At 65.9% G+C, this 23,057-nt stretch carries 27 protein-coding genes and 2 pseudogenes; 14 read left to right on the top strand and 15 right to left on the bottom strand.

The genetic code is table 11. The annotated features are described in order from the left end of the window. Positions 1–23: 23 nt before the first annotated feature. Positions 24–1,244, top strand: coding sequence for a CaiB/BaiF CoA transferase family protein (locus AC5RTS_RS11690; protein WP_493992186.1), 1,221 nt, complete (start codon positions 24–26; stop codon positions 1,242–1,244). Between the two features lie 90 nt (positions 1,245–1,334). On the opposite strand, the gene AC5RTS_RS11685 is transcribed toward AC5RTS_RS11690, so the two are convergent. After that, positions 1,335–2,039, bottom strand: a complete 705-nt coding sequence (locus AC5RTS_RS11685) for an SOS response-associated peptidase (RefSeq protein ID WP_493992185.1) — start codon at positions 2,037–2,039, stop codon at positions 1,335–1,337. Positions 2,040–2,145: 106 nt separating this feature from the next. Here AC5RTS_RS11685 and AC5RTS_RS11680 point away from each other — a divergent pair, with 106 nt between their 5' ends. After that, positions 2,146–2,481, top strand: a complete 336-nt coding sequence (locus AC5RTS_RS11680) for a hypothetical protein (RefSeq protein WP_493992184.1) — start codon at positions 2,146–2,148, stop codon at positions 2,479–2,481. Between the two features lie 13 nt (positions 2,482–2,494). On the opposite strand, the gene AC5RTS_RS11675 is transcribed toward AC5RTS_RS11680, so the two are convergent. Further along, entirely contained in the window at positions 2,495–2,890 is a 396-nt protein-coding gene (locus AC5RTS_RS11675) for a hypothetical protein (protein WP_493992183.1), read from the bottom strand. 320 nt (positions 2,891–3,210) lie between these two features. Beyond that, on the bottom strand, positions 3,211–4,056 hold the full coding sequence (locus AC5RTS_RS11670; RefSeq protein ID WP_493992182.1) for an aldo/keto reductase: 846 nt from the start codon (positions 4,054–4,056) through the stop codon (positions 3,211–3,213). A gap of 154 nt (positions 4,057–4,210) precedes the next feature. On the opposite strand from AC5RTS_RS11670, the gene AC5RTS_RS11665 reads away from it, so the two are divergent. Next, on the top strand, positions 4,211–5,248 hold the full coding sequence (locus tag AC5RTS_RS11665) for an NAD-dependent epimerase/dehydratase family protein (RefSeq protein ID WP_493992181.1): 1,038 nt from the start codon (positions 4,211–4,213) through the stop codon (positions 5,246–5,248). A 41-nt stretch (positions 5,249–5,289) separates the two neighbouring features. Beyond that, the gene (locus AC5RTS_RS11660; protein ID WP_493992180.1) at positions 5,290–5,901 is read left to right on the top strand and encodes a TM2 domain-containing protein; all 612 of its coding nucleotides are present in this window, start codon (positions 5,290–5,292) and stop codon (positions 5,899–5,901) included. Between the two features lie 36 nt (positions 5,902–5,937). On the opposite strand, the gene AC5RTS_RS11655 is transcribed toward AC5RTS_RS11660, so the two are convergent. After that, positions 5,938–6,084, bottom strand: a complete 147-nt coding sequence (locus tag AC5RTS_RS11655; RefSeq protein WP_227901639.1) for a hypothetical protein — start codon at positions 6,082–6,084, stop codon at positions 5,938–5,940. Between the two features lie 402 nt (positions 6,085–6,486). On the opposite strand from AC5RTS_RS11655, the gene AC5RTS_RS11650 reads away from it, so the two are divergent. From AC5RTS_RS11650 to arfB, 5 genes are all read left to right on the top strand, one after another. Further along, the gene (locus tag AC5RTS_RS11650; protein WP_493992179.1) at positions 6,487–7,002 is read left to right on the top strand and encodes an NAD(+)/NADH kinase; all 516 of its coding nucleotides are present in this window, start codon (positions 6,487–6,489) and stop codon (positions 7,000–7,002) included. A 131-nt stretch (positions 7,003–7,133) separates the two neighbouring features. Next, complete coding sequence (locus AC5RTS_RS11645) at positions 7,134–7,553, top strand: LexA family protein (protein WP_493992178.1); 420 nt, start codon at positions 7,134–7,136, stop codon at positions 7,551–7,553. 1 nt (position 7,554) lies between these two features. After that, complete coding sequence (locus tag AC5RTS_RS11640; RefSeq protein WP_493992177.1) at positions 7,555–8,853, top strand: Y-family DNA polymerase; 1,299 nt, start codon at positions 7,555–7,557, stop codon at positions 8,851–8,853. Positions 8,854–8,998: 145 nt separating this feature from the next. Continuing rightward, positions 8,999–9,445, top strand: coding sequence for a hypothetical protein (locus AC5RTS_RS11635; RefSeq protein ID WP_493992176.1), 447 nt, complete (start codon positions 8,999–9,001; stop codon positions 9,443–9,445). Between the two features lie 55 nt (positions 9,446–9,500). Continuing rightward, positions 9,501–9,923, top strand: coding sequence for an alternative ribosome rescue aminoacyl-tRNA hydrolase ArfB (gene arfB, locus AC5RTS_RS11630; RefSeq protein ID WP_493992175.1), 423 nt, complete (start codon positions 9,501–9,503; stop codon positions 9,921–9,923). Positions 9,924–9,925: 2 nt separating this feature from the next. Here arfB and AC5RTS_RS11625 read toward each other — a convergent pair whose 3' ends face one another. Next, a complete protein-coding gene (locus tag AC5RTS_RS11625) occupies positions 9,926–11,296 on the bottom strand; it encodes a CoA transferase (protein ID WP_493992174.1) in 1,371 nt (456 codons plus the stop codon). A 106-nt stretch (positions 11,297–11,402) separates the two neighbouring features. On the opposite strand from AC5RTS_RS11625, the gene AC5RTS_RS11620 reads away from it, so the two are divergent. The 3 genes from AC5RTS_RS11620 to AC5RTS_RS11610 all read left to right on the top strand — a co-directional run bounded on the left by AC5RTS_RS11620 (position 11,403) and on the right by AC5RTS_RS11610 (position 13,667). Then, entirely contained in the window at positions 11,403–12,236 is an 834-nt protein-coding gene (locus AC5RTS_RS11620; protein ID WP_493992173.1) for an SDR family oxidoreductase, read from the top strand. A gap of 88 nt (positions 12,237–12,324) precedes the next feature. Further along, positions 12,325–13,107 (top strand): alpha/beta fold hydrolase, encoded by a 783-nt coding sequence (locus tag AC5RTS_RS11615; protein WP_493992172.1) that lies wholly within the window; start codon positions 12,325–12,327, stop codon positions 13,105–13,107. Then, positions 13,104–13,667, top strand: coding sequence for a DUF1697 domain-containing protein (locus tag AC5RTS_RS11610; RefSeq protein WP_493992171.1), 564 nt, complete (start codon positions 13,104–13,106; stop codon positions 13,665–13,667). The genes AC5RTS_RS11615 and AC5RTS_RS11610 overlap by 4 nt, the downstream gene beginning before the upstream one ends. A gap of 69 nt (positions 13,668–13,736) precedes the next feature. Here the strand turns inward: AC5RTS_RS11610 and AC5RTS_RS11605 are convergent, their stop codons facing one another. From AC5RTS_RS11605 to AC5RTS_RS11595, 3 genes and pseudogenes are all read right to left on the bottom strand, one after another. Further along, entirely contained in the window at positions 13,737–13,889 is a 153-nt protein-coding gene (locus tag AC5RTS_RS11605) for a DivIVA domain-containing protein (protein ID WP_493992205.1), read from the bottom strand. 60 nt (positions 13,890–13,949) lie between these two features. Then, positions 13,950–14,102: pseudogene (locus AC5RTS_RS11600) on the bottom strand (DivIVA domain-containing protein); the annotation flags it as partial. Between the two features lie 279 nt (positions 14,103–14,381). Then, on the bottom strand, positions 14,382–14,834 hold the full coding sequence (locus AC5RTS_RS11595; RefSeq protein WP_493992170.1) for a hypothetical protein: 453 nt from the start codon (positions 14,832–14,834) through the stop codon (positions 14,382–14,384). Positions 14,835–14,962: 128 nt separating this feature from the next. On the opposite strand from AC5RTS_RS11595, the gene AC5RTS_RS11590 reads away from it, so the two are divergent. Next, on the top strand, positions 14,963–15,529 hold the full coding sequence (locus tag AC5RTS_RS11590; RefSeq protein WP_493992169.1) for an MOSC domain-containing protein: 567 nt from the start codon (positions 14,963–14,965) through the stop codon (positions 15,527–15,529). Positions 15,530–15,631: 102 nt separating this feature from the next. Here the strand turns inward: AC5RTS_RS11590 and AC5RTS_RS11585 are convergent, their stop codons facing one another. The 7 genes and pseudogenes from AC5RTS_RS11585 to nrdH all read right to left on the bottom strand — a co-directional run bounded on the left by AC5RTS_RS11585 (position 15,632) and on the right by nrdH (position 21,641). Next, entirely contained in the window at positions 15,632–16,426 is a 795-nt protein-coding gene (locus tag AC5RTS_RS11585; RefSeq protein ID WP_493992168.1) for an ABC transporter permease subunit, read from the bottom strand. Then, on the bottom strand, positions 16,423–16,950 hold the full coding sequence (locus AC5RTS_RS11580; RefSeq protein ID WP_493992204.1) for an AAA family ATPase: 528 nt from the start codon (positions 16,948–16,950) through the stop codon (positions 16,423–16,425). Before AC5RTS_RS11580 ends, AC5RTS_RS11585 begins: the two co-directional genes overlap by 4 nt. A gap of 6 nt (positions 16,951–16,956) precedes the next feature. After that, a pseudogene (locus AC5RTS_RS11575) lies at positions 16,957–17,387 on the bottom strand (ATP-binding cassette domain-containing protein); the annotation flags it as partial. A 249-nt stretch (positions 17,388–17,636) separates the two neighbouring features. After that, complete coding sequence (gene nrdF / locus AC5RTS_RS11570) at positions 17,637–18,611, bottom strand: class 1b ribonucleoside-diphosphate reductase subunit beta (protein ID WP_227901618.1); 975 nt, start codon at positions 18,609–18,611, stop codon at positions 17,637–17,639. A 54-nt stretch (positions 18,612–18,665) separates the two neighbouring features. Beyond that, the gene (gene nrdE / locus AC5RTS_RS11565) at positions 18,666–20,804 is read right to left on the bottom strand and encodes a class 1b ribonucleoside-diphosphate reductase subunit alpha (protein ID WP_227901617.1); all 2,139 of its coding nucleotides are present in this window, start codon (positions 20,802–20,804) and stop codon (positions 18,666–18,668) included. Continuing rightward, on the bottom strand, positions 20,801–21,295 hold the full coding sequence (nrdI, locus tag AC5RTS_RS11560) for a class Ib ribonucleoside-diphosphate reductase assembly flavoprotein NrdI (RefSeq protein WP_493992203.1): 495 nt from the start codon (positions 21,293–21,295) through the stop codon (positions 20,801–20,803). Before nrdI ends, nrdE begins: the two co-directional genes overlap by 4 nt. A gap of 100 nt (positions 21,296–21,395) precedes the next feature. Continuing rightward, positions 21,396–21,641 carry a glutaredoxin-like protein NrdH gene (nrdH, locus tag AC5RTS_RS11555; RefSeq protein WP_493992167.1) on the bottom strand — a complete coding sequence of 82 codons (246 nt, stop codon included), beginning with the start codon at positions 21,639–21,641 and terminating at the stop codon, positions 21,396–21,398. 452 nt (positions 21,642–22,093) lie between these two features. Between nrdH and AC5RTS_RS11550 the strand changes: the two genes are divergently transcribed. Further along, complete coding sequence (locus AC5RTS_RS11550) at positions 22,094–23,032, top strand: LysR family transcriptional regulator (protein ID WP_493992166.1); 939 nt, start codon at positions 22,094–22,096, stop codon at positions 23,030–23,032. Positions 23,033–23,057: the final 25 nt, after the last annotated feature.

The raw sequence follows: 23,057 nt of genomic DNA, 5'->3' as shown, positions 1-23,057 counted from the left end.
TTGTTTCGACCAGGAGGTCAATCTTGACTACAGTACCCACTCAGGCCACGCCATCGCGGGGACCACTCAGCGGCCTGCGGGTTGTCGAAACGGGCCAGCTCCTTGCGGGTCCCTTCTGCGGCCAGCTCCTTGGCGATCTTGGAGCCGATGTCATCAAGCTGGAGGACCCAGGCAAGGGCGACCCGCTCCGGCAGTGGGGACGGGAGCGCCCGCAGGGCCAATCGCTTTGGTGGTCCGTTGTGGGCCGTAACAAACGCTCGGTGACCCTGAACCTGAGAGAGCCTGCGGGCCAGGACCTGGCGCGCGAGATCATTTCCACAGCTGACATCCTCGTTGAGAACTTCCGTCCGGGCACCCTGGAACGCTGGGGGCTGGGTTACGAAACCCTCCAGAGCATCAATCCAAAGCTGATCATGGTGCGGGTTTCGGGGTTCGGCCAGGACGGGCCGTACGCCCAGCGGGCCGGATACGGCGCCATCGGGGAGGCAATGGGAGGGTTGCGCTACGTGGTGGGCGATCCTTCTACGCCGCCGTCACGAGTGGGCATATCCATCGGGGACACCCTTGCCGCAATGTTTGCCGCGATCGGGGCATTGGCGGCCCTTCGTGAACGTGAGGTCAGCGGGCGGGGACAGATTGTCGATTCCGCCATTTACGAGGCAGTCCTTGGAGTCATGGAATCCCTGGTGCCGGAGTGGCAAATTGCCGGCTACCAGCGCGAGCGGACGGGTGCGATCCTGCCGAATATCGCGCCCAGCAACGTGTACCCCAGCAAAGACGGCAAGTGGGTTCTTATTGCAGCCAACCAGGACACCGTCTTTGCACGACTCGCCACGGCAATCGGCAGGCCCGAACTGGCAGCCGATGAACGGTTTGCGACCCACGTCGCCCGGGGCGAACGGCAATCGGACCTGGATGAGATCATCGCGGAGTACACCTCGTCCTGTTTGGCCGAGGATCTGGAATCAACACTCATCGAACATGGTGTGCCGGTTGGAAAAATCTTCCGTCCGGTTGAGATGCTGGCTGATCCCCAGTACCAGGCACGGGAATCCATTACTGAAATAGAGCATCCCGTTCTGGGCTCCGTCGCCATGCAGAATGTATTTCCCCGTCTGAGCCGCAGCCGTGGAAACGTGCGCTGGCCCGGTCCGGCACTGGGCGAGCACACTGATGAAGTCCTTGCTGAGATGGGGTTGTCACCGGCCGATGTGGAGACCATGCGGGAGAAGGGTCTCGTTTGAGCCGGACGGGACCCGCGGATGCCTGACCGTTTAGATCAGAGCCGCTCGCCCTGCCCGCCGGGAGAGCGCTCGCCGGTTGTGCGCTCGAGGTCAGGCGCCCGCCGGCTCAATGAGCTCCGGCCCGTTGTTCCGCACGGAATTGACCTGGCTGGAGACCACCCGCGGGGTCAGGACGGGTTCGGGTACGGCGTCGAGCAGCTGCGCCACGTCGCTTCCCCCGGTCAGCTTCGGATCCAGCCAGTCCGCGTAGAGATCCGGCGGGATGATCAGCGGTGTCCGGTCATGGATGTGGCCCAGGGCGTCGGTTGCCTGCGTGGTGATGATGGTGACGCTCAGCAGCCACTTGTGCTCGTGGTCCTCGGGCAGTGCCGGGTCGGGCCAGAACTCGTAGAGTCCGGCAAAGGCCAGCGGATCCTGCCTCTCCGAGTACAGGTAGGTGGGGATCTTTCCGTCCGCGGTTTTCTCCCACTCGTAGTAGCCGTCGGCGGGCACCAGTGCCCGGCGCCGAACAGCGGCCTTGCGGAATGCCGGTTTCTCCAGAATGGTTTCCCGCCGGGCATTGATCATCCGGGCTCCGATTTTCGGATCCTTGGCCCACACCGGCACAAGGCCCCATTTCGCCGTCGCCAACCGGCGCACCGGTTCCTCCTGGCTGAACCGTTCGGTGACAATCCGCACGTCATCCGTGGGCGCCACGTTCCAGGACGGCAGCACATCCGGTCCCACCGACTGTTCGACGGCGAACGCCGACACGAGGTCCGACGTCGCCCTGGCCATGACATAGCGTCCGCACATGGCACCCATTGTGCACCATAATCGACCCGCCGGCCCGGGAGGATTCCCGGCCGGAGGACGAAGTAGGCGGTTCTCCCGGTTCGAATATATGTTCTATTTTTAAAGCATGAACCAAAACGCTGCCGAGCGGCTCGTTGCCCGCCTGGCCCGGCGGGCGGAGCCCCTCAGCCTGACCCCGGAAGAGCTGGACTTCGAGCACAATCCGGTCACCACGTCGGTGCCCGGAGTGCCGGTGTGGGCCTGGATCAGGTTCCCCGGCGCGGCCGAACGGGTGAAGGGAGAGGCCTGCAGCTGGTCCTCGCGGGCAGTGCAGGTGCTCTGGGAGGACGCCGGGCTGCGGCGGGCCACCTGGGTGTGGGCCTCCGCCGTGACCCGGAGGGAAAACAACAGCCGCAAACAGGCATTGGGCGACAGGACGGCCCCGGACCGGACGCAGCGGTGAAGGATGCCGACCGCTAATTCACCGCCCGGCAATTGATTTCATGCAAACCCGGCCAGACTGGATCGCCGTTGGTGTGAAGGATGAGCGAACCACCGCCGTCGTCGTGCCACTTGAGCTCATAATTTCCACTGTTCACCGGCTCATACCCGTCATCGGCTGTCCAGGAACCGGTTTTCCAGCCGATGCCGGCGGCGTTGACGACGTAGACCGCACCGCTGCCGGCAAACAGGAACGAGACTTCGCGCACTGCCACACGGCAACCATCGCTGTTGGCCGGTGAGAGGACGTGGTACTTGGCGCTGGAAACGTCCCCCAGTGCGCCCAGCCCGCTGAAGATGACCGAGACAACCGCCGGCAGGGTCACAAACCAGGGCCACCGGATGCGCCGGTCCCGGCCCCTGAACGTCATTGATCGCCGTCTGGACGAATCCATATTCAGCAACACCATGGCGGCCAGGAAGAGAAGCCCGCCGACGGCCCACCCGGGGACGGCCTGCTGCCCGAGAACGAACAGAAATCCGGCCCAGCCCATAACACTGCACAGCGGGGCAAGCACCAGCAAAGCAACTGATGCCCGGAAAAGTCCGGAGGAAGGCTTGGCCCCGTCTGTTCCTGGCGTCCCTACTGGTCCTGAAACCCCGGCTGCACGAGCATCACTCGGTCCCACGATCCTCCTTCATCAGCGGTGGCAGATTCCCGGCCCCGGACACGTAAACCGGGCGCCGCCCCTCAGTACTGGCTGAAATCCGCCGTCGCCGGGTCCGCGCCCAGCCGGCTGCCGGATTCCAGTCCGTCCAGGACCTCCAGGTCCTCCTGGGCCAGGTCCAGTTGTGCCGCGGCCAGGTTTTCCCGCATCCGCGCAGAATCGGCCGACTTGGGGATGACAATCCTTCCCGATCCCAGGTGCCAGGCCAGCACCACCTGGGCGGGTGTGGCCTCGTACTTGTCCGCGAGCGCGGCCACTTCGGGCGCATCCAGGCCGGCGCCCTGGCCCAGCGGCGAGTACGCCTGCACCGCTATGCCCCGCGCCGCTGTCTCGGCGGCAAGCGCCGCCTGCTGGAAGCCGGGGTGGAGCTCAATCTGGTTCACGGCCGGAAGTATCCGGCTCTGCTCGGCCAGGGCGTCCAGATGCTCCACCAGGAAATTGGACACGCCGATGGCCCGCATGAACCCGTCCTGGTAGAGGCTCTCGAGCTCCTTCCAGGCCTGGACGAAACGTCCCTGCGACGGCACCGGCCAGTGGATGAGGTAGAGGTCCATGGTGTCCAGGTTCAGGGCGTGCCGGCTCTCCAGGAACGCCGACCGCGCCCGACCCTGATCCCCGTTGCGCAGTTTCGTGGTCACAAAAACCTCCGAACGCGGAATGCCCGACGCCGCGATGGCCGCCCCCACTCCTGCCTCGTTGCCGTAGGCGGCCGCGGTGTCGATGTGCCGGTATCCGGCGGCGAGCGCATCCTCGACCACTTCCTGCGTCCGCTCGGGCGGGATCTGGAACACACCGAAACCAAGCTGCGGAATGCGCACGGAATTGCCCAGAGTCAGGTCCGGGACGGGGGTGCGGGGGCTTTCGGTCATTGCGTCGCCTTCCTCGGAGTCCGGCCGCGGGATGGTGGCTTAGGCTTGGGTGCAGTTGGGTGCCGGGAACCTCCACCTAAGCCCGCCCGCCGACCGGCGTCAAGGCGCGGGGCGGAGGTAATCCCGGCGCGGGAACTCTCGAGTAAGGCATCGCGTGGCATTGAACCTGCTCTTCCTCGGCGGAACCGGCGTGATCAGTTCCGCCGCCGTCGCCCGCGCCCGCAGCCTCGGGCACCGCGTGACCGTGCTGAACCGGGGCGTCTCCGAACAGCGTCCGGTACCCGCCGGCGTCGACCATCTCTGCGCCGATGTGCGGGATCCCGCCGCCGTCCGCACCGCCCTGGGCAACCGGGAGTTCGACGCCGTGGCGGACTTCCTGTCCTTCACCGCCGACCATGTGGCCGCCGCCGTGGAGCTGTACCGCGGGCGCACCGGGCAGTATGTCTACATCAGTTCCGCCTCGGCCTACGCGAAGCCACCCTCGCAGCTGCCCGTCCGGGAGTCCACTCCCCTGCGCAATCCGTTCTGGCAGTATTCCCGGGACAAGATCGCCGGCGAGGATGTCCTGGTGCAGGCGTACCGTGCGGCAGGTTTCCCGGGAACGATCGTGCGTCCTTCGCACACCTATGACGCGACCAAGGTGCCGCTGATCGGAGGCTGGACGGATATCCATCGGATGCGGGCCGGGCTGCCGGTCCTGGTGCACGGTGACGGTACGTCCCTGTGGACCCTGACGCACAGCCGGGACTTTGCCACGGCGTTCGTAGGGCTGCTGGGCCGTCCTGCCGCCGTCGGAGAAAGCTTCACCATTACCTCCGATGAGTTCCTGCCGTGGGACGCCGTCTACCGGACACTGGCCGCGGCGGCGGGGGTGCCGGAACCGCAACTGGTCCACGTGGCGTCCGAGACCATTGCGGCCCATGATCCGGGGCGCGGCCCGGGACTGCTGGGCGACAAAAGCCATTCCGCGGTCTTCGACAACACCAAGATCAAGGCCCTGGTTCCGGACTATTGTGCAGTCATTCCGTTTGTTGCCGGCGCCCGGGAAATTCTGGACTGGTATGACTCCCATCCGCGGGCACGGGTGCCGGACCCGGGCTGGATGGATGTCAGTGACCGTCTGGCCGCGTGGGCCCGCGCCGGCGCGGCCGAGGGCAGGCGGCGGAATGCGTCGCCGGCTACCGGTGTTTGACTGTTAGAGTGCCTGCAAGAGGCCAAATGAAAGGCAAGAGCATGTCGGATAACAACCCGTTTGCGGGACTGGGTGACGGAGCACGATCCGGTTCCGGTCCCGACGGCGACCAGTACGCCTACCCGCAGTCCAACGAACCGCGGCCGGCACCGCGGGCTCCGGAGTCCCCGGCCCCGCAGCAGGCCCCCTATCAGCAGTACCCGAACCAGGGCCAGTACCCGAACCAGCAGCAGGGGCACACCTACCCCGGCCAGCACCAGACGCCGCAGCAATACCCCGGCTATCCCGGCGGCCAGCCGCCGCAGGGGTACCCGAACCAGGTCCAGAATTACCCCGGCCCCGGACAGCACCAGACGCAGCACGGGTACGGCCAGAACCAGTTTGGTCCCGGCCCGTACGGCCAGGGACCCTACGCACAGGGCTACCCGGTCCAGAAGTCCCGGGTAACTGCCGGCCTGCTGGGCGTATTCCTCGGCGCCTTCGGCGTGCACCGCTTTTACCTGGGCCACCCGGGAATCGGTGCTGCGCAGATTGTGACGACCGCGGTTACCGGCGGCTTTGCCGGTGTCTGGGGATTTGTGGAGGGCATCATGATCCTCTGCAACGCCCAGGCCTTCCGCACGGATGCACGCGGCATTCCGCTCAAGGGATAGCGCGACGCGCGGCTGTCCCGTCCGGCGGCGGGACAGCTAGCCCTGCATGTTCCTGCGGTAGCGGTGCTCCAGCAGCAGGCGGGCCCCGTTGACCACCAGTGTTTCGACCGGCACCCCCTGTTCCTCGGCCAGTTCCTCCAGTTCCCGTCCCAGCTTCGGCGGGATCTGTACCTCAATGATCATGGCTTAAATCGTATAGCCGCCGTTGGCCTCTTCCTGACGGAGTGTCCGTCAGCTGCGTCACCACCGTGTGCCGGCGCTCGCCGCCGGGTGTTCCTTCCGCCCCTCCGGCGGGCTCCCAGACTGGCTCGCTACGATGCGAGTGAAGACTCTGAGTAAGGAACCAGGAATGTTGACCGTTGGCATTGCCGCCCACCCGTCCAAACCGATCGCAGAGGCCGTCGCCTCCGTTATGGAGTGGTGTTCCACCCATAATGTCCGTCCCGTTGGCCTGAAGTCCTCAGCCGGGCAGTTGCCAACCTCGGCTTTCTGATCGAGCTGCAGCCGAATGAGCTGGACGGCGCACTGGCACGTATTGTCGACGGCGATTTCTCCATCGAGGCCCACCACGCACTGGACGTCGCAGTGACCGATCCGGATGGTGCCGAGCAGCATCACCTGGTCTTCAACGACTTTGTGCTGACCCGCCAGCCGGGGCAGGGAACCGTACAGGCGGATATGAGCGTGGCGGGCATTCCCTACGGTTTCGTCAAAGCCGACGGAATCATCACCGCCACCCCCGCAGGGTCCACCGCATACAGTTATGCCGCCGGCGGCCCCGTGGTCTCTCCCGCGCTCCCCGCCGTCGTCGTGACGCCGGTGGCGCCCATGGCCGGACTCAGCCGCCCGTTTGTACTCGGCCATGAGGACGGGCTCTCGCTCACCCTGACAGGGCAGCGCAGCACCGTAGCGATGGAGGCCGACGGCGTCCTGATCGGCGCCGCAGGTCCCGGCACCCGGATAATGCTGAAGCTGCGCCCCCACGCCGGCGAAGTCATTCGCCTGGACAAGAGCGGGCATACCCAGCGTGGAATGCTCAAGTTGAGCCTGCTGGACCTGCCGTTCACCCGGGAGCAGCTGGCCGAGCGCTTCGGCCGGTAACCGGGCCACAGTCAAGGCCCGGTCCGGCCGGCCGATCCCCGCCCGCTCCCGGCCGTCCGGTGCTACGCTGGGATTCGAAAGTTTGTTCTAGTTGGATTCTGTTCCAGCCGGGTAAGGGTCGGAGGTCGGGCATGGCAGTGTTCTCAGCGGACCGCTCCCGCAGGACGGCGCCTCCGGCGGAGTCCGACGCCGCAACGGCCGCCGGGTTTCCCAGCCCCGCGCGTGACTATTTCGACGGCCGGATCGACCTCAACCGGCACCTCATCCGCGATCCCACCTCCACCTATGTAGTACGGGTGGAGGGCGATTCCATGGCCGGCACCGGCATCTGCAGCGGTGATGAACTGATTGTGGACCGCTCGCTCACCCCGCGGGACGGCGCCGTCGTTGTTGCCGTGGTGAACGGAGAGCTGGCGGTGCGCCGGCTGTTGCTGGACGGCGGCCGGATCGCGCTGCGGGCGGACAGTCCCGGCTACCCGGATATCGAGGTGGCCGAGCCCTCGGAACTTCAGGTGTGGGGCGTCGTGACGCGGTGCCTGCACCATGTCTGACGTGCACGGGAGGCCGGGATCCGGTGAACGGATCGCACTGGTGGACGTCAACAGCTTTTACGTCTCCTGCGAGCGTGCCTTCGATCCGAAGCTTGCCGGTGTACCTGTGGTGGTGCTCTCCAACAATGACGGCTGCGTGGTGGCCCGCTCGGATGAAGCCAAGGCGCTGGGCATCAAAACCGGCACGCCCTGGTTCCAGCTCGCCGAATCAGCCCCGCAGGTGGGCCTGGTCCAGCGCTCCAGCAACTACGAACTCTACGGCGACCTGAGCTCCCGCGTGATGGAACTGCTGGGCCGTTATGCCCTGTGGCAGGAGGTGTACTCCATCGACGAGTCCTTCCTCGGCCTGGCCGGCACCCCCGCCGAACTGGAAACGCAGGGGGCCACCATCCGCACCGCCGTCGCCCGGCACACCGGCCTGCCCGTGTGCGTCGGCATCGGCAGCACCAAAACCCTGGCGAAATTCGCCAACCGCATCGCCAAGCAGAACCGGCACCTGCGGGGCGTCTGCAACCTGGACACCATGGACCCCGCCGTTGTGGACACCATCATGTCCCGGGTGCCGGTCACCGGACTGTGGGGCGTGGGCTCCCGGCTGGGAACCCGGCTGGCGGCACTGGGCATCGAGTCCGTGGCAGACCTGCGGGCCGCGGACCCGGCAATGATCCGGCGGAAGTTCTCCGTCATCCTGCAACGGACGGTGCTGGAGCTGAACGGCACCTCGTGCATCCCGCTGGACGACGAGCGTGCGGACCGCAAACAGCTCATCTTTTCGCGCAGCTTCTCCACCCCCGTGACCACGCTGGCGGACATGCGGCAGGTAATGAGCATCTACGCGCAGCAGGCCGCTGCCCGGCTGGAGCGCGAGGGCCAGCAGGCGTCCGTCCTGACCGCTTATGCCGGCACCTCGCACTTCAGCACCTCCGCGGCGTCCTTCCCGTCCGCCACCGTCCGGCTGGCGGCCCCGACGTCGGACCCGGTCCTGCTCAGCCGGGCGGCGGTCAACGCCCTGGACGCCCAGGTGGTCGAAGGCGTGCCGTACACCAAGGCCGGCGTGATGCTCACCGGGCTGGAGGCGGCCGGAGCACAGCCTTTGTTCGAGGAATTCGTCTCCGCGCAGGAACGCCGGAACCTGGGTGAGCTGCTGGGCCGGGTGACGGACAAATACGGTGCGGCGAGCATCGGCCTGGGCCTGGCCGGGATGGCAACCGCCAAGCCCGAGTGGACCATGTCCCGCAAGTACTCTTCCCCGCGCTACACCACCGAGTGGAGTGAGCTGCCGGTGGTGAAGGCACTCTAAGCGGATACCTGCGCCCGTGCGTCCGTACAGGTAGCGGCAGTTCCCTGACAGCGCCGCCCTGTGCGGGGTAGCCTGCGGTCCGGGAGCGGTACGGACCTTCATCCGCGCGGGTGCTCCCGTCTCGCAGCCATCCCCGGGGGTACACATGGAGATTTTCTGGCCCGGCGCCGTCATCGGCCCGGTAGTGATGCTGCTCTGCCTTATCGGCTTCAGGAAGCGCGAGGCGCTTGCCCGCGGGTTCTTTTCCGGGCAGGAGGCCCTCCACGGAACGCAGCAGGCCAACCGCATTATGGGCGACCCCGCGGCACGGCCGGGCAGGCTCACTGCTCCCCTGCTGGGCGGCATGGGACTGGGCGCGGTGCTCTTTGTCCTCTCGGTCACCGGCGTTCTGGCGACGGACGGCCCGGCGGCGCCGGCCCCTCCCCCGGGCTTTTTCCTTCTCGCGGCGGCCGGCATCGGCTTTGGCGTGTCGGCCCTGGTGTATGTGCTGACCCGGAAAGGACGCAGACCCGTACGGGCGCTGCTGTGGGCACTGGTCGGCGCCGGGATGGCCTGCATCCTCCTTGCCGGGGTGCTGTTCCTGGGCCAGTGATGATGCCTGCCCCCTTCGTCAGCGGGTAGGCCCGCTTTCGTGGGAGGCTGTATTCATGGATCTGGTGGTATCGCCTGCGCTCACAATCCCGGCGGCGGAGCTCACCTGGCGCTTCTCCCGTTCCTCGGGTCCGGGCGGCCAGCATGTGAACACTTCCGACAGCCGCGTCGAGCTGCTGTGGAATGTTGCCGGATCGGCGGTGCTGACGGACGAACAGCGGACGATGCTGCTGCGGCGCCTGCAGAACCGGCTGGTTGCCGGCGTCCTGACCGTAACGGCGTCGGAACAGCGCTCGCAGCTGCGCAACCGTGAGACCGCGCTGGCCAAGCTCGCAGCGCTCGCCGCAGAGGGACTGACGCCCGCACCGCCGAAGCGGCGCAAAACCAAACCCACCCGGGGCTCGAACTACCGGCGGCTGGATGCCAAGAAACAACGCTCAGCGACCAAGCAGCAACGGCAGCGTCCGCCGCGGGACTAGCGTCACCGCCAGGCCAGGTCCGCGCTGCCGTAAAGCGGCGGAAGCCAGGGATACTCAAGCTGCTGACCGTTGATCTGCAACGGCGGCGGCACATAGGTCAGTGAACCGTAATCCCCCGATCCGCTGCGCAGCGCCGGCGCGGGCAGCGCGGACGGTTCAGTCCCCGGCGGAGGACCGGGCAGCCCCAGCAGTTCCTGCGCCGTCCGCGCCAGCGAGAGGTGCGCCGACCCGGCCACCCCGCGCGGGCGCGCCGTCACCAGGGCGAGGGCCGCGGCGGACATTCCGAGCCCGGTCGCATAGTCCAGGGCCTGCACCGGGAGCGCTCCGGGCCGCCAGCCGCCGTCGTCTCCGACACCTCCGTACAGGTACGAGATGCCGGTGGCAGCCTGCACAATGCTGTCAAAGCCCCGCCGTTCCGCCCACGGACCCCGGTCGCCCCAGGCATCCAGGGACACCACGGCCAGCTGCGGGTAATCGGCCCGCAGCGAGGCCGGGTCCAGCCCCAGCCGGGCCATCGATCCGCCGCGGTAGGCGGTCAGGACGACGTCGGCCTGCCCCAGCAGGGCACGCAGCCGGCCGGAGGCTGCCGGATCCGCGAAGTCCGCAACGGCGCTGCGCTTGGCGAACCCGGTGTCCACGTACTGGTCCTCCAGCTCCGGGAGGGCCGGCGGATCCACCCGCAGCACATCTGCTCCGAGGGCGCCCAGCAGGCGGCTGCCGGACGGGCCCGCAATAACCCGGGTAAGGTCCAGCACGCGCAGCCCGGCCAGGGGCGCCGCGCCTTCTGCGCGGGGCCGCGGAGCAGGATCTGAGGCGTCAAGGTCCAGCCGCAGCCACGGTTCGGCCCGGAGGCAGCGTCCCTGCTCCGACGCCGCCCAGGCCTCCGGTGTCCGCACCTCGGCGGCGAGCCCGCCGTGCGCGGTCACCGCTGCTTCCACGTCCGCCGCAGTACGGGCACGGACCGCCGCGTCCACCTCCTCGGGACGCTCCGCCCCGAGTGCCGTAAGCAGGGCCCTTTCATGGTGCGGATAGTTTGCATGCAGGCGTACCCAGCCGTCGGCGCTGCGCCGGAATCCGGACAGCGGAGCGAACCCGGCCACGGGCCTTCCGTTGACCCGCAAATGCGTAAAGGAGGCGAAGGCGGCCGCGGCGCCGTCGGACCTAAAACCGATCCGGTCCTGCCCGCCGGCGGAAGCATAGCCGGCCACGGCAGCGGCCAGCATCTGCAGTGCGCCCAGCGCGAGTCCCTCCACATCCAGCCGGCCCGCCCACCACCAGCGCGGCCCGGACCAGGACACCGCGCCCTCCGCCGGCTCCGGCAGCAGAGGGTCCAGGCTGCGCAGCAGCGGCGGCACTTTCCCGGGGATGCTCATGGAAGGATTATGCACCCGCCCGGGTCTCCGGAAACCCCCGGGTCTACGCTTGGCACACCGGGCGGGTCCCGGCCCTCGAAACAGCGTTTCCGGACAAAGGAGCATCATGGCAGCGGACGTACTGGTAATCATTGGTGTGGGCGGCATGGGCCTGGCGGTGCTCCGTCGGTCCGGGGCCGGGCGGAAGGTCCTTCTGGCCGATTACAACGAGGACCTCCTCGAACTGGTGCACGCCGCTGCGCTCGGTGACGGGTACGACGTCGTCTCCGCGCAGGTGGACGTCTCCTCCCGGGAATCGGTGGCCGCCCTGGCCGCCACTGCCCGCGAGCTGGGCCAGGTGACCGGCGTGGTGCATACGGCCGGCCTCTCCCCCGTTCAGGCTCCGGTCGAGGCGATCTGGAAGGTGGACCTGTTCGGTGTGGCCGTGGTGCTGGAGGAGTTCGAGAAGGTGATCTCCCCCGGCGGGTCCGGCGTCGTGATAGCGAGCATGGCCGGCTACCTGGGCGGCGGCGGGATATCAGCAGAGGATCTGGCGAGCCTCGCCGCTAAACCTGCCGATGACCTGATGCTGCTGCCGCTGGTTACCAGTATCGACCACCCGGGACAGGCCTACAGTGTGGCCAAGCGGGCCAACCAGGTCCGGGTCCAGGCCGCCAGCCCGCGCTGGGGCGCCCGGGGCGCACGGGTGAACAGCATCAGCCCCGGCGTCATTTCCACCCCGATGGGCCAGCAGGAACTCGCCGGCGAATCCGGGGCACAGATGCGCGCCATGATCGACGCCTCCGGCACCAAGCGGGTGGGGACCCCGGCGGACATTGCCAACGCCGCCGCGTTCCTGCTCAGCCGGGATTCCAGCTTCATCACCGGCACCGACCTGCTGGTCGACGGCGGCGCAGTGGCGGCCGTCGACACCGGCCGGCGAACCCAGCTGGCCGGCTGAACCCACCCCGCGAACCCGTTCGGCCGATCGGGGACGGTTACTGCGCGCAGTGATTGCCGGGCAGCCGGCGTCGTGGTGCAATCGGGCCATGGACTTCACCACTTCCCTCGATGGCACCCGGATTGCCTTGGACCAGCAGGGCAGCGGAACACCGGTGGTGGTTGTCGGCGGCGCATTCTCCACCGCCGCCGCCGGGCTTCCGCTGGCGGGCGCCCTGAACGCCGCAGGATTCCGTGCCGTGGTGGTGGACCGCCGTGCCCGCGGTGCAAGCGGGGACACGGCCCCGTACTCCCCGCAGCGCGAAGTAGAGGATCTGAGCGCTGTCCTGGATGCTGTGGGCGGAGAGGCTGCTGTCCTGGGCCACTCCTCCGGCGCCATGCTCGCGCTCCTGGCGGCAGCCGAAGGTGCCCCCGTCAACCACCTCTTCCTGTCCGAACCGCCGTTTCTTTTTGGCCGGGACGAGCCCGCCGGAGACCTTCCGGACCGGCTTCAGGCCATGGTGGACGCGGGGCACCCTGACGACGCCGTGACCACCTTCCAGCGCGAAGGCATCGGACTGCCGGAACCCTTCATCGAGCAGATCCGGACCAGCCCCATGTTTCAGGACCTGCTTCCGCTGGCGCAGTCCACCGTGTACGACGCGCTGCTGTCTGCGGCCGTGTCCACGCCCACGGCCGCCATGACCGGGGTATCAATGCCGGTCACCATCCTGCGCGGCGTGTCCACGTATCCCGTGATCATGACCGCCACAGAGCGCTTGGCCAGCCTGATGCCGCACGCGGTCCTGGTGACCGTACCGGAGTCACGTGACCACTCCGCGGATCCGGTGGGGACGGCCCGGGAGGTCGGCCGCAGGATGCCGGTGCAATGACGGGCGGACCGGCGGCGGAAGCCGTCCCGTATCTGGCACTGCTGCGCGGCATCAATGTCGGCGGCCGGAACAAGGTGCCCATGAAGGCGCTGAAGGGGCATCTGGAGGACCTGGGGTATCAGGGGGTCTCCACCTATATTGCAAGCGGCAACGTCCTGCTTTCCTCGGATCAGGAGGCCGCGGAGGTGGCCCGGAGCATCGAGGCCGCCCTGACCCGCAATTTCGACCTGGATGACGAGCTGGTCAAGGTTCTGGTCCTTACCCGGGATCAGTTGCAGGCCGTGGTGGACGGAAAACCGGAGAACTTCGGCGAGCGTCCGGATCTGTACCACTCCGACGCGGTCTTCCTCATGGATATCGACGCCGGCACCGCCATGGGTGCCTTCCGCCCGCGGGAGGGCGTGGACGAGGTGTGGCCGGGAGACGGGGTGATCTACTCCCAGCGGCTCAGCGCCGAGCGGACCAAGAGCAGGCTCAGCGCAATCGTCGCCTCCCCGCTGTACAAGTCGATGACCATCCGCAGCTGGAACACCACCATGAAGCTCCGGGACCTGCTCTAGGGCGTAACCCCCGCCACGGGCCCGCCGCTTCGGGCGGGCTGCTTCAGCCGGGCCGCCCGAAAGAACACCCTAGGGCGTCACATTGCCGGAAATCCGAGCACGCAGCTGCTCGTTTTCCGCTGCCCACTGGCGAAGCCCCGCAATAACCTTCTGCAGGAAGTCATCCACTTCGTCCTGGCCATAGCCCTCCCGGAATTTTGTGGGAGAAAACTTCTGGTTAATGACCTGATCTGCGCTCAGGCCCGGATTCGAGATGAATACCGGTTGGCTGAGGGGGTTGATGATATGCCGCTGGAGCAGCTCATTTTCCTCCTGGAGCCGGCGCAGCTCCACAACAACAACCGTGTCCAGGAACCTGTCCACTTCGTCCTGGTCATATCCTTCCCTGAATTTCGTGGGTTGGAACCGCTGGGCCATCACTTCCTCGGCCGTGATTGCGGGTTTCCGCTGGACCGCTTTGTGTTGGTCCGGCTGCTTTCCGGCTGTTCCCCTGGATTTTTTGGCTAGCGTAAAACCAAGGTAAATCAGCAGGGCAATGCCCAACGCAGACCAGAGGATGACGGAACCGCCGTCGTCGCTGTTTTCCTGGGCTATTGCCGCAATATTCACCAGGGACATGAATGCCGCCTTTCCTCAGGTTTGCCATAACGATTCGAGCTGAATACTACTGGCAATTCCTGATTCCCATCAGCACCCCAGCAGGCTCATTTTTCGTTATTCCCCGCCGACGTTGGTGACCAACCTGCCACCCATTGCATCAGCGAGTTCGTGTACTTCGTTGCTGCCCGGAACTGAGCCTTCGCGGCCCGGAAGAACCAGCACATGCCAGTTGTTCCCTTCAGCAAAGTAGCCGGGCCCGTTCTCCGCCCCCTCGATCATCTCTGCGGCCTTCACCCGGTCCGCCTCGTTTTCGTAGCGGATGATTTCGACCGTTTCAGTGCACAATCGGTACTGGGGCACGTGGCCGTCGAACTGCAGGGTTACCGGTTCGGCCAGCGTGACCGGGTCACAGTCCAGGGTCGCCGCGACGGCTTCATAGGCTTCGTCAACGGACCCGAAGGAGGACAGGGCAGGTTCCGTGGAGGAATCCTCGGGGGAAGCCGCGGTACAGGCTGTCCGCAGGTACGCCGCGGACAGCAACACGAGTGCAGAGGCGCTCCGTTTCATTACCGGTCCCCTTCCCTAGCAATTCCGCACATCCTCACACGGTTTAGCACTTTTTCGCGTCGCCGGACCTGGCGTGTGGCGGATGGGAGCCGAGTGGGCGTCCGGTGGGAAACGGATAGCGTAGAGACATGAGCTACGCGTACGACGTCGAGATCCTGCACCTGCTCGTCTCCGGCGGACACGCCTACTTCGGCCGGGCCAAGGATGGTCCCGCCGAGGTGGAAACCGTGGACGCGGATCGGGCCGAGGTCGTAGCCGGCAAGGGCATTGTGGGCGACAGGTTTTTCGGCAAGGCCGCGCACATGGACGCCGCGGTCACCCTGTTTGCCGTTGAGTCCCTCGAAGCCATCGCGGCCGAACTTGGCGCGGACCCCTTCGATCCGCTGCTGACCCGGCGGAACGTGGTGCTCCGCGGCGCCGAACTGGTGCCGCTGATCGGGCAGGACTTCACGCTGCGGACTCCCGGCGGCAGCGTCGACTTCCACGGCGGCCGGCACGCCCACCCCTGTGCATGGATGGATAAGGTCCTGGCGCCCGGGGCGCATAAGGCGATGCGCGGCCGGGGCGGCCTGCGCTGCCGGCCGGTGAGCAGCGGCGTGCTGCAGCGGGGACCGGCCGTGCTGATCAGCCCGGTTCCGCTGGATCCTGCCCGGGCGGGCGAGCCCACGCTGTTGCGTCCCGGCCGGCTGCCTTAGTCCCGGCTGCCCGGTCCCGGATGCCCCGGCCGCTGCCCGGGCCACGGCATCTGCCGGCTCCCCCACCCGTCCCGCTGGTGCCCGGCCGGGCGAATCAGCCACTTATGTGCCGATGTCCCTGCGGTTGAGGCTGAACACCGCGAGCAGCATCAGCAACGCACTGGTTCCGTACAGTGCCGCCAGCCCGGCCCAATCCGCCCCGGTGCTGAGCGGTCCCGCACCGAAGGCCCAGTGATAGGGCGAGAAGGCGTGCAGGTAGTCCAGGTCCGGGTTCTGGTTGGCCACGGCGTTGAGGGCATACCCGCCGACGGCGACCGTGACGGCGGCGCCCAGCGCCCAGGTGCGGCGACCGGTAAGTGCCCCCGCCGCCAGTGCGACGGACGCGGTGAGCAGCGCCAGTCCGACGAGCGCGGCACAGCCGGCCCAGACATGGGAGGCAATCAGTCCGAGTTCTGCCGGCCCGTTGAACATCAGCACGGCCAGACCGGTGAAGAGGCCCAACAGCACCAGCCGCGCCGCAATGGCGGCACTGCGTTCCAGCACGAGCCGGACCCGGCCGACTCCGTGGGCCAGCACCAGTTCCAGGGTTCCGCTCTCTTCGTCGCCGGCAATGGCCCGGGTTCCCCAGGAAACGGCGGCAATGGTGAAGAGTGCGAACCCTATGAGCCCGAAGAACGTCGATTGGGTGTACCCGGCGCCGGTGGTCAGCTCGTCGTAGCCCAGGGCATTGATGAGTTCGGGCGGCAGGCTCTGCAGGAGATCCTGAAAATCCTGGCCGGCCAGGGACGGATAGAGGGGCAGGTACAGGCTCAGGACAGCCAGGATGCCGGCCGCCCATCCAAGCAGGGCACGCCACGAGCCGGCCAGTGAACGGGTGAACAGTGGCAGTCCGCTCATGACGGTGCACCGCCGTCGGGTGACCCGGTGTGGCCCTCCGGGCTGTAGAACCTCAGAACAGCCTCCTCGAGGTCCGGCTCCTGCACCACCAAATCCAGGATGCGGTACCCGGCCAGGGCCGTGATCAGGTCCGCCATCTCGCCGTCGAACCGGCCATGGATGGAGGCGGCATCCTTCACCTCCCGGTCGGGTGCCTGCAGCAGCTCAAACCCGGGCACCCGCACAAGACGCTCCACCAGAACAGTCGCTTCTTCGGATGTGGCACCTATCCGCACCCGGCGGGCAGCGGATGCCCGGATGTCCTCGGTGCTGGCGGACGCCGCCACCGTCCCGGACCGGATGATCGCTATAGTGTCCGCCGCCTCCTCGATCTCACTAAGCACGTGGGAGCTCAGCAGCACTGTCTGGCCGTTGTTGCTCGCCTCCCGGACCATGCCCAGGAACTCCTGCTGAACCAGCGGGTCCAGTCCACTGGTGGGTTCATCGAGGATGAGCAGCTGCGGTTGGTGCATAAAGGCCTGGATCAGTCCGAGTTTCTGCCGGTTGCCCTTGGAGAGGGCACGCACGGGGCGTCCCAGGTCCAGGCTGAGCCGCTCTGCCAGCGCCGGGACGGTTCCCGGTTCCACGGGTCCGCTGATCCGAGCGTAGAAGCGAAGTAATTCCCGTCCGCTGACGCGCTCAGCCGCCGCCAGGTCACCGGGAAGAAAGCCGATCCTGCGGCGCAGGGCCGGACCTCCGCTGCGGGGATCCATGCCCAGGACCCTTATCGCACCGGAGCTGGGCGCAGCAGGTCCAGGAGCAGGCGCATCAGGGTGGTCTTGCCGGCACCGTTGGGACCGATGATCCCGAAGACGCTGCCGGTACGGACTTCCAGGTTTACCCCCTTCAACGCTTCCACGCGTCCGAAGGATTTATGCAGTGCACTCGTGCGGACGGCAGGCGAATTAGAACCGGTGTCCATGGCGTCAGAGCGGCCCGTCCGGAGGGTCCTCCCCCACCAGCATTCGCCGCAGGCAGCCGACCGGCGGCGGTTCGGTTTTCCGGCTCAGCTGTTCTTCGGTCATGGTGCGGAAGACTAGGCCGGACGGGGCAACCGCGTCCATAGGCAGCCGGTGTGGCGGTGCAGAACGACGGCGATTAAAGCAAAACGCCGCGGCGGTCCTTGGAGGGCCCGCCGCGGCGCCAGTGCTTGTGCTGTGGAACTACGGAACTAGAAGTCCCAGTCGTCGTCTTCCGTGTTCACGGCCTTGCCGATCACGTAGGAGGAACCGGAGCCGGAGAAGAAGTCGTGGTTCTCGTCCGCGTTCGGAGAGAGAGCGGACAGGATCGCCGGGTTCACGTCCGTCAGGGTGGACGGGAACATGGCCTCGTAGCCCAGGTTCATCAGCGCCTTGTTGGCGTTGTAGTGCAGGAACTTCTTGACATCCTCAGCCAGGCCGACGCCGTCGTAAAGGTCATGCGTGTACTGGACTTCGTTTTCGTACAGCTCGAAGAGCAGCTCGTACGTGTAGTCCTTCAGCTCCTGCCGGCGTTCCTCCGGCAGGGTCTCCAGACCGCGCTGGAACTTGTAGCCGATGTAGTAGCCGTGCACGGCCTCATCACGGATGATCAGGCGGATCAGGTCGGCCGTGTTTGTCAGCTTGGCCCGGGAGGACCAGTACATCGGCAGGTAGAAGCCGGAGTAGAACAGGAAGGACTCCAGCAGGGTGGAGGCGATCTTGCGCTTCAGGGGATCATCGCCGCGGTAGTACTCGGTGACAATCTGCGCCTTCTTCTGCAGGTTCTCATTCTCCGTGGACCAGCGGAACGCTTCGTCGATCTCCTTGGTGGAGGCCAGGGTGGAGAAGATCGAGGAGTAGCTCTTGGCGTGGACGGACTCCATGAACGCAATGTTCGTGTAGACCGCTTCCTCGTGCGGGGTGAGCGCATCGGGGATCAGTGAGACGGCGCCGACAGTGGCCTGGACGGTGTCCAGGAGGGTCAGGCCGGTGAACACGCGCATGGTCAGCTGCTGCTCTTCGGGGGTGAGCGTGTTCCAGGACTGGACGTCGTTGGACAGCGGCACCTTTTCCGGCAGCCAGAAGTTGTTGACCAGGCGGTTCCACACTTCTACGTCCTTCTCGTCCTGGATGCGGTTCCAGTTGATCGCCTGCACGTGGTCGATCAGCTTCAGCTTCTCGGTCATAGATAAATCCTTGTCTTCAAAAGTTCCGGGGAGGGAGTGCGGTGGATGCAGGCCTCACAGCATGCAGGAAACGCAGCCCTCAACCTCGGTGCCTTCCAGGGCGAGCTGGCGCAGGCGGATGTAGTAGATGGTCTTGATGCCCTTGCGCCAGGCGTAGATCTGCGCCTTGTTGATGTCGCGGGTGGTGGCGGTGTCCTTGAAGAACAGGGTCAGGGACAGGCCCTGGTCCACGTGCTGCGTGGCAGCGGCGTAGGTGTCGATGATCTTCTCGTAACCGATTTCGTACGCATCCTGGTAGTACTCCAGGTTGTCGTTGGTCAGGTACGGCGCCGGGTAGTACACGCGTCCCAGCTTGCCTTCCTTGCGGATCTCGATCTTGGACGCCACCGGGTGGATCGAGGAGGTGGAGTTGTTGATGTAGGAGATCGAACCGGTGGGCGGCACGGCCTGCAGGTTCTGGTTGTAGATGCCGTGGGCCATTACAGAATCCCGCAGCTCGGCCCAGTCAGCCTGGGTCGGGATCTTCACGCCGGCAAACAGTTCGCGCACACGCTCGGTCTGCGGCACCCATTCGGAGTTGATGTACTTCTCGAAGTACTCACCCGTGGCGTACTTGGACCGCTCAAAGCCGGCGAACTTGCGGCCGGTCTCAATGGAGAGCAGGTTCGAGGCCCGCACGGCGTGGTAGACCACCGTGTAGAAGTAGATGTTGGTGAAGTCGATGCCCTCTTCGGAGCCGTAGTGGACCCGCTCGCGGGCCAGGTAGCCGTGCAGGTTCATCTGGCCCAGGCCGATTGCGTGGGACTGGTCGTTGCCCTTGGCAATGGACGGAACGGAGCCGATGTGGCTCATATCCGAGACGGCGGTCAGCGCGCGGATGGCCGTTTCAATGGTCCGGCCGAAGTCCGGGGAATCCATGGTCTTGGCAATGTTCAGCGAGCCGAGGTTGCAGGAAATGTCCTTGCCGGTCTCGTCGTAGGACAGGTCATCCTTGTACGTGGTGGGCTCGGAGACCTGGAGGATTTCCGAGCACAGGTTGGACATGATGATCTTGCCGTCGATCGGGTTGGCACGGTTCACTGTGTCTTCGAACATGATGTACGGGTAGCCGGACTCGAACTGGATCTCGGCGAGGGTCTGGAAGAACTCGCGGGCACGGATCTTGGTCTTCTTGATCCGGGCGTCGTCCACCATCTCGTAGTACTTCTCGGTGACCGAGATGTCGGAGAACGGCATGCCGTAGACCTTCTCGACGTCGTACGGGGAGAACAGGTACATGTCCTCGTCCCGCTTGGCCAGCTCGAAGGTGATGTCCGGAACGACGACGCCGAGGGACAGGGTCTTGATGCGGATCTTCTCGTCAGCGTTTTCACGCTTGGTGTCGAGGAACCGGTTGATGTCCGGGTGGTGGGCGTGCAGGTACACGGCACCGGCGCCCTGGCGGGCACCGAGCTGGTTGGCGTAGGAGAAGCTGTCTTCGAGCAGCTTCATCACGGGGATGACGCCGGAGGACTGGTTCTCGATCTGCTTGATTGGTGCGCCGACCTCGCGGATGTTGGTCAGTGCGAAGGCCACGCCGCCGCCGCGCTTGGAGAGCTGCAGGGCGGAGTTGATGGAGCGGCCGATGGACTCCATGTTGTCTTCGATGCGCAGCAGGAAGCAGGAGACCAGCTCGCCGCGCTGGGCCTTGCCGGCGTTCAGGAAGGTGGGGGTGGCCGGCTGGAAGCGGCCTTCGATGATTTCATCCACCATCTGCACGGCCAGCTTCTCGTCGCCGCGGGCCAGGTGCAGGGCAACCATGCACACGCGGTCCTCGTAGCGTTCCAGGTAACGCTTGCCGTCGAAGGTCTTCAGCGTGTACGAGGTGTAGAACTTGAACGCACCCAGGAAGGTCTCGAAACGGAACTTCTTCTTGTAGGCACGCTGGTAGAGGTCCTTGATGAAGTTCATGGAGTACTGGTCGAGCGTCTCGCGCTCGTAGTACTCGTTCTTCACCAGGTATTCGAGCTTCTCTTCCAGGTCGTGGAAGAAGACCGTGTTGTTGTTAACGTGCTGGAGGAAGTACTGGCGCGCAGCAGCGCGATCGGCGTCGAACTGGATCTCGCCGTTCTTGCCGTACAGGTTCAGCATGGCGTTGAGCTCGTGATAGCCCAGGTCCTTGTAAGCCTCGGGGAGCTCCTTGGAGGCTGTCATGCCGGCTTCTGCGACTGATGTGTCCAAAACTTTTCCAATCCTTCGTTAACCTTGGCGACGTCCTCGGACGTGCCCGTGAGTTCAAATCGATACAGCACGGGGACCTGGCATTTCACGGCGATGATGTCCGCCGCGAGGCAGTAGGAGTCCCCGAAGTTTGTGTTGCCCGCTCCGATCACTCCCCGGATCAGGGAGCGGTTGTGCTCGTTGTTCAGGAACTTGATGACCTGTTTGGGCACGGCCCCCTTGGCCGCGGCCCCCGGCTGCGCCGCCGTTCCCCCGTAGGTGGGGAGCAGCAGCACATAGGGCTGGCGGGCCAGCAGCGTGGGCTGGGGGGTGTGGAGCGGAAGCTGGGCCGCGGAAACCCCGAGCTTTTGTACAAAGCGGCGGGTGTAACCGGAGGCCGATGAGAAGTAAATCAGGGACGCGTCCGTTTCCGGATGCCTCTCCCCTGCGGATGTACCTGCCGGAATACCGGCCTGATCTGCCATCCCCAGTGTCATGGTTGCTGCGCTCCTGACGGGTTTTGCGCGGGTGGTGCGGTGATGCGAGGTGCTGCTAAGGGAAACCGTGGGCGGGGCCCGGGGATTCTTAGGCGACGGAGGAAACCTGCGCCTGGGCCAGCTCTTCGATCTTGTCGGGGCGGAAGCCGGACCAGGAGTCCTGCTCGGTGACGACAACGGGGGCCTGCATGTAGCCCATGGAGCGGACGCGCTCAAGGACCTCGGGGTCCTGTGACATATCCACGCTCTGGTACACGATGCCCTTCTTATCGAGGGCACGGTAGGTGGCGTTGCACTGTACGCAGGCGGGCTTGGTGTAAACCGTAACGGTCATGGTCTGGTCTCCCCTAGTGAAGCTGTAAAAGCTGTTCTGTTGCTGGGTTTTGATTGCTGGCTGTAGCTGGTGAAGTCTGTTTTCTGCGGCGTTTCTGCGGTGATGCGGAAGCTTTCCGTGAAGCTCGAAGTCTGTTCCTAGATACTACATCCAGTTACATGCCCAGACACTACATCTAGTGCGCACCCCTAGGGGGAACCCCCACATGATGTATTACAAGTATGTCATTACAGGGGGCCTCCGTCCACAGTTTGTGCACAGGGATTGCCGCGATATTCGTGAGGTTTTCGCGGTTCCGGCCGGGTTCTCCACAGCCTGTGCAGAACGCGATGCACATGTGACGAGATCGGCAAGATCCTTGCGTGTCGCGTACCGTGGGCGTGTCGTCTCTAGTGCCCCCGAACACTAGATATTGTGGTCGGTGCCCCCAGGGCGGGGAAGAAGGAGCTGGCATGGTGAACCCGATCCATTTGAAGACCCTCCTTGAGGTGCTCCGTACCGGCTCCTTCGCCGCTGCGGCCCTGCGGCTGGGGTACACCGCCTCTGCGGTATCCCAGCAGATGTCCGCCCTGGAGCGGGACACCGGGACACAGCTGTTTATCCGCTCTGCCCGCACGGCATCCCCCACGGAAGCCGCCGTCGTGATGGCCCGGCACGCGGCGAAGGTGCTGACGGACATGGACGCGCTGCTGGCCGCCGCCGCGCGGACCGGGCAGGACACCGGGCACGAACTGAGGCTGGGCATCTTCCCCAGCCTCGCCACCTTTGCCCTGCCGGAACTGCTTTCCTCCCCCGGCTGGCGTGAGCTGGGTATCACCCTGAAACTCTCCGTCGCCGAACCCGCCCAGACTATCCAGGGGCTGCGCTCCGGCGGGGACCTCGACGTCGCGCTGGTCTACCAGGTGGGGCAGGGTGGACTCGCGTGGCCCTCCACCATCAGCCGCCAGTGGCTCGGGGACGACAATTTCAGGGTGGTGCTGCCGGAGTCCTGGGGCATCCGCAACGGCGCGGAAGTCACCGCCGAGCAGCTCGCCGGCATGCCCTGGATCATGCATCATCCCGGCACGCCGGATGCCCTGGTGATCGAGCGGCTGTTTGCCAGCTGCAGCCTGCATCCCCAGGTCTCCGCCTGGTGCGATGACTTCAATGCCAGCCTTGCCATGGCCGCAGCGGGCCTGGGCGCCGCACTGGTGCCGGAACTGGCAATGCTGAACCGGCCCGCGGGCACGGTCGTGCTGGACGTGCCGGAGATCCGGCTGGCCCGCAGCATCTTCGCCCTGCTCATTCACGAACAGAACGTCCAGGTGCGTTTGTTCCTGGACCGGCTGGCCGATGTCCTGGGCAGCCGGAGTATTGTGCCGATGCCCACATCCGGCGCCCGGAGCAGCTAAAAAATCGTCTTCCGGCCCCTACCGA

It is taken from the genome of Arthrobacter sp. MDT1-49-2 (assembly GCF_059090185.1).
This window is presented reverse-complemented; position numbering and strand designations above follow the sequence as displayed.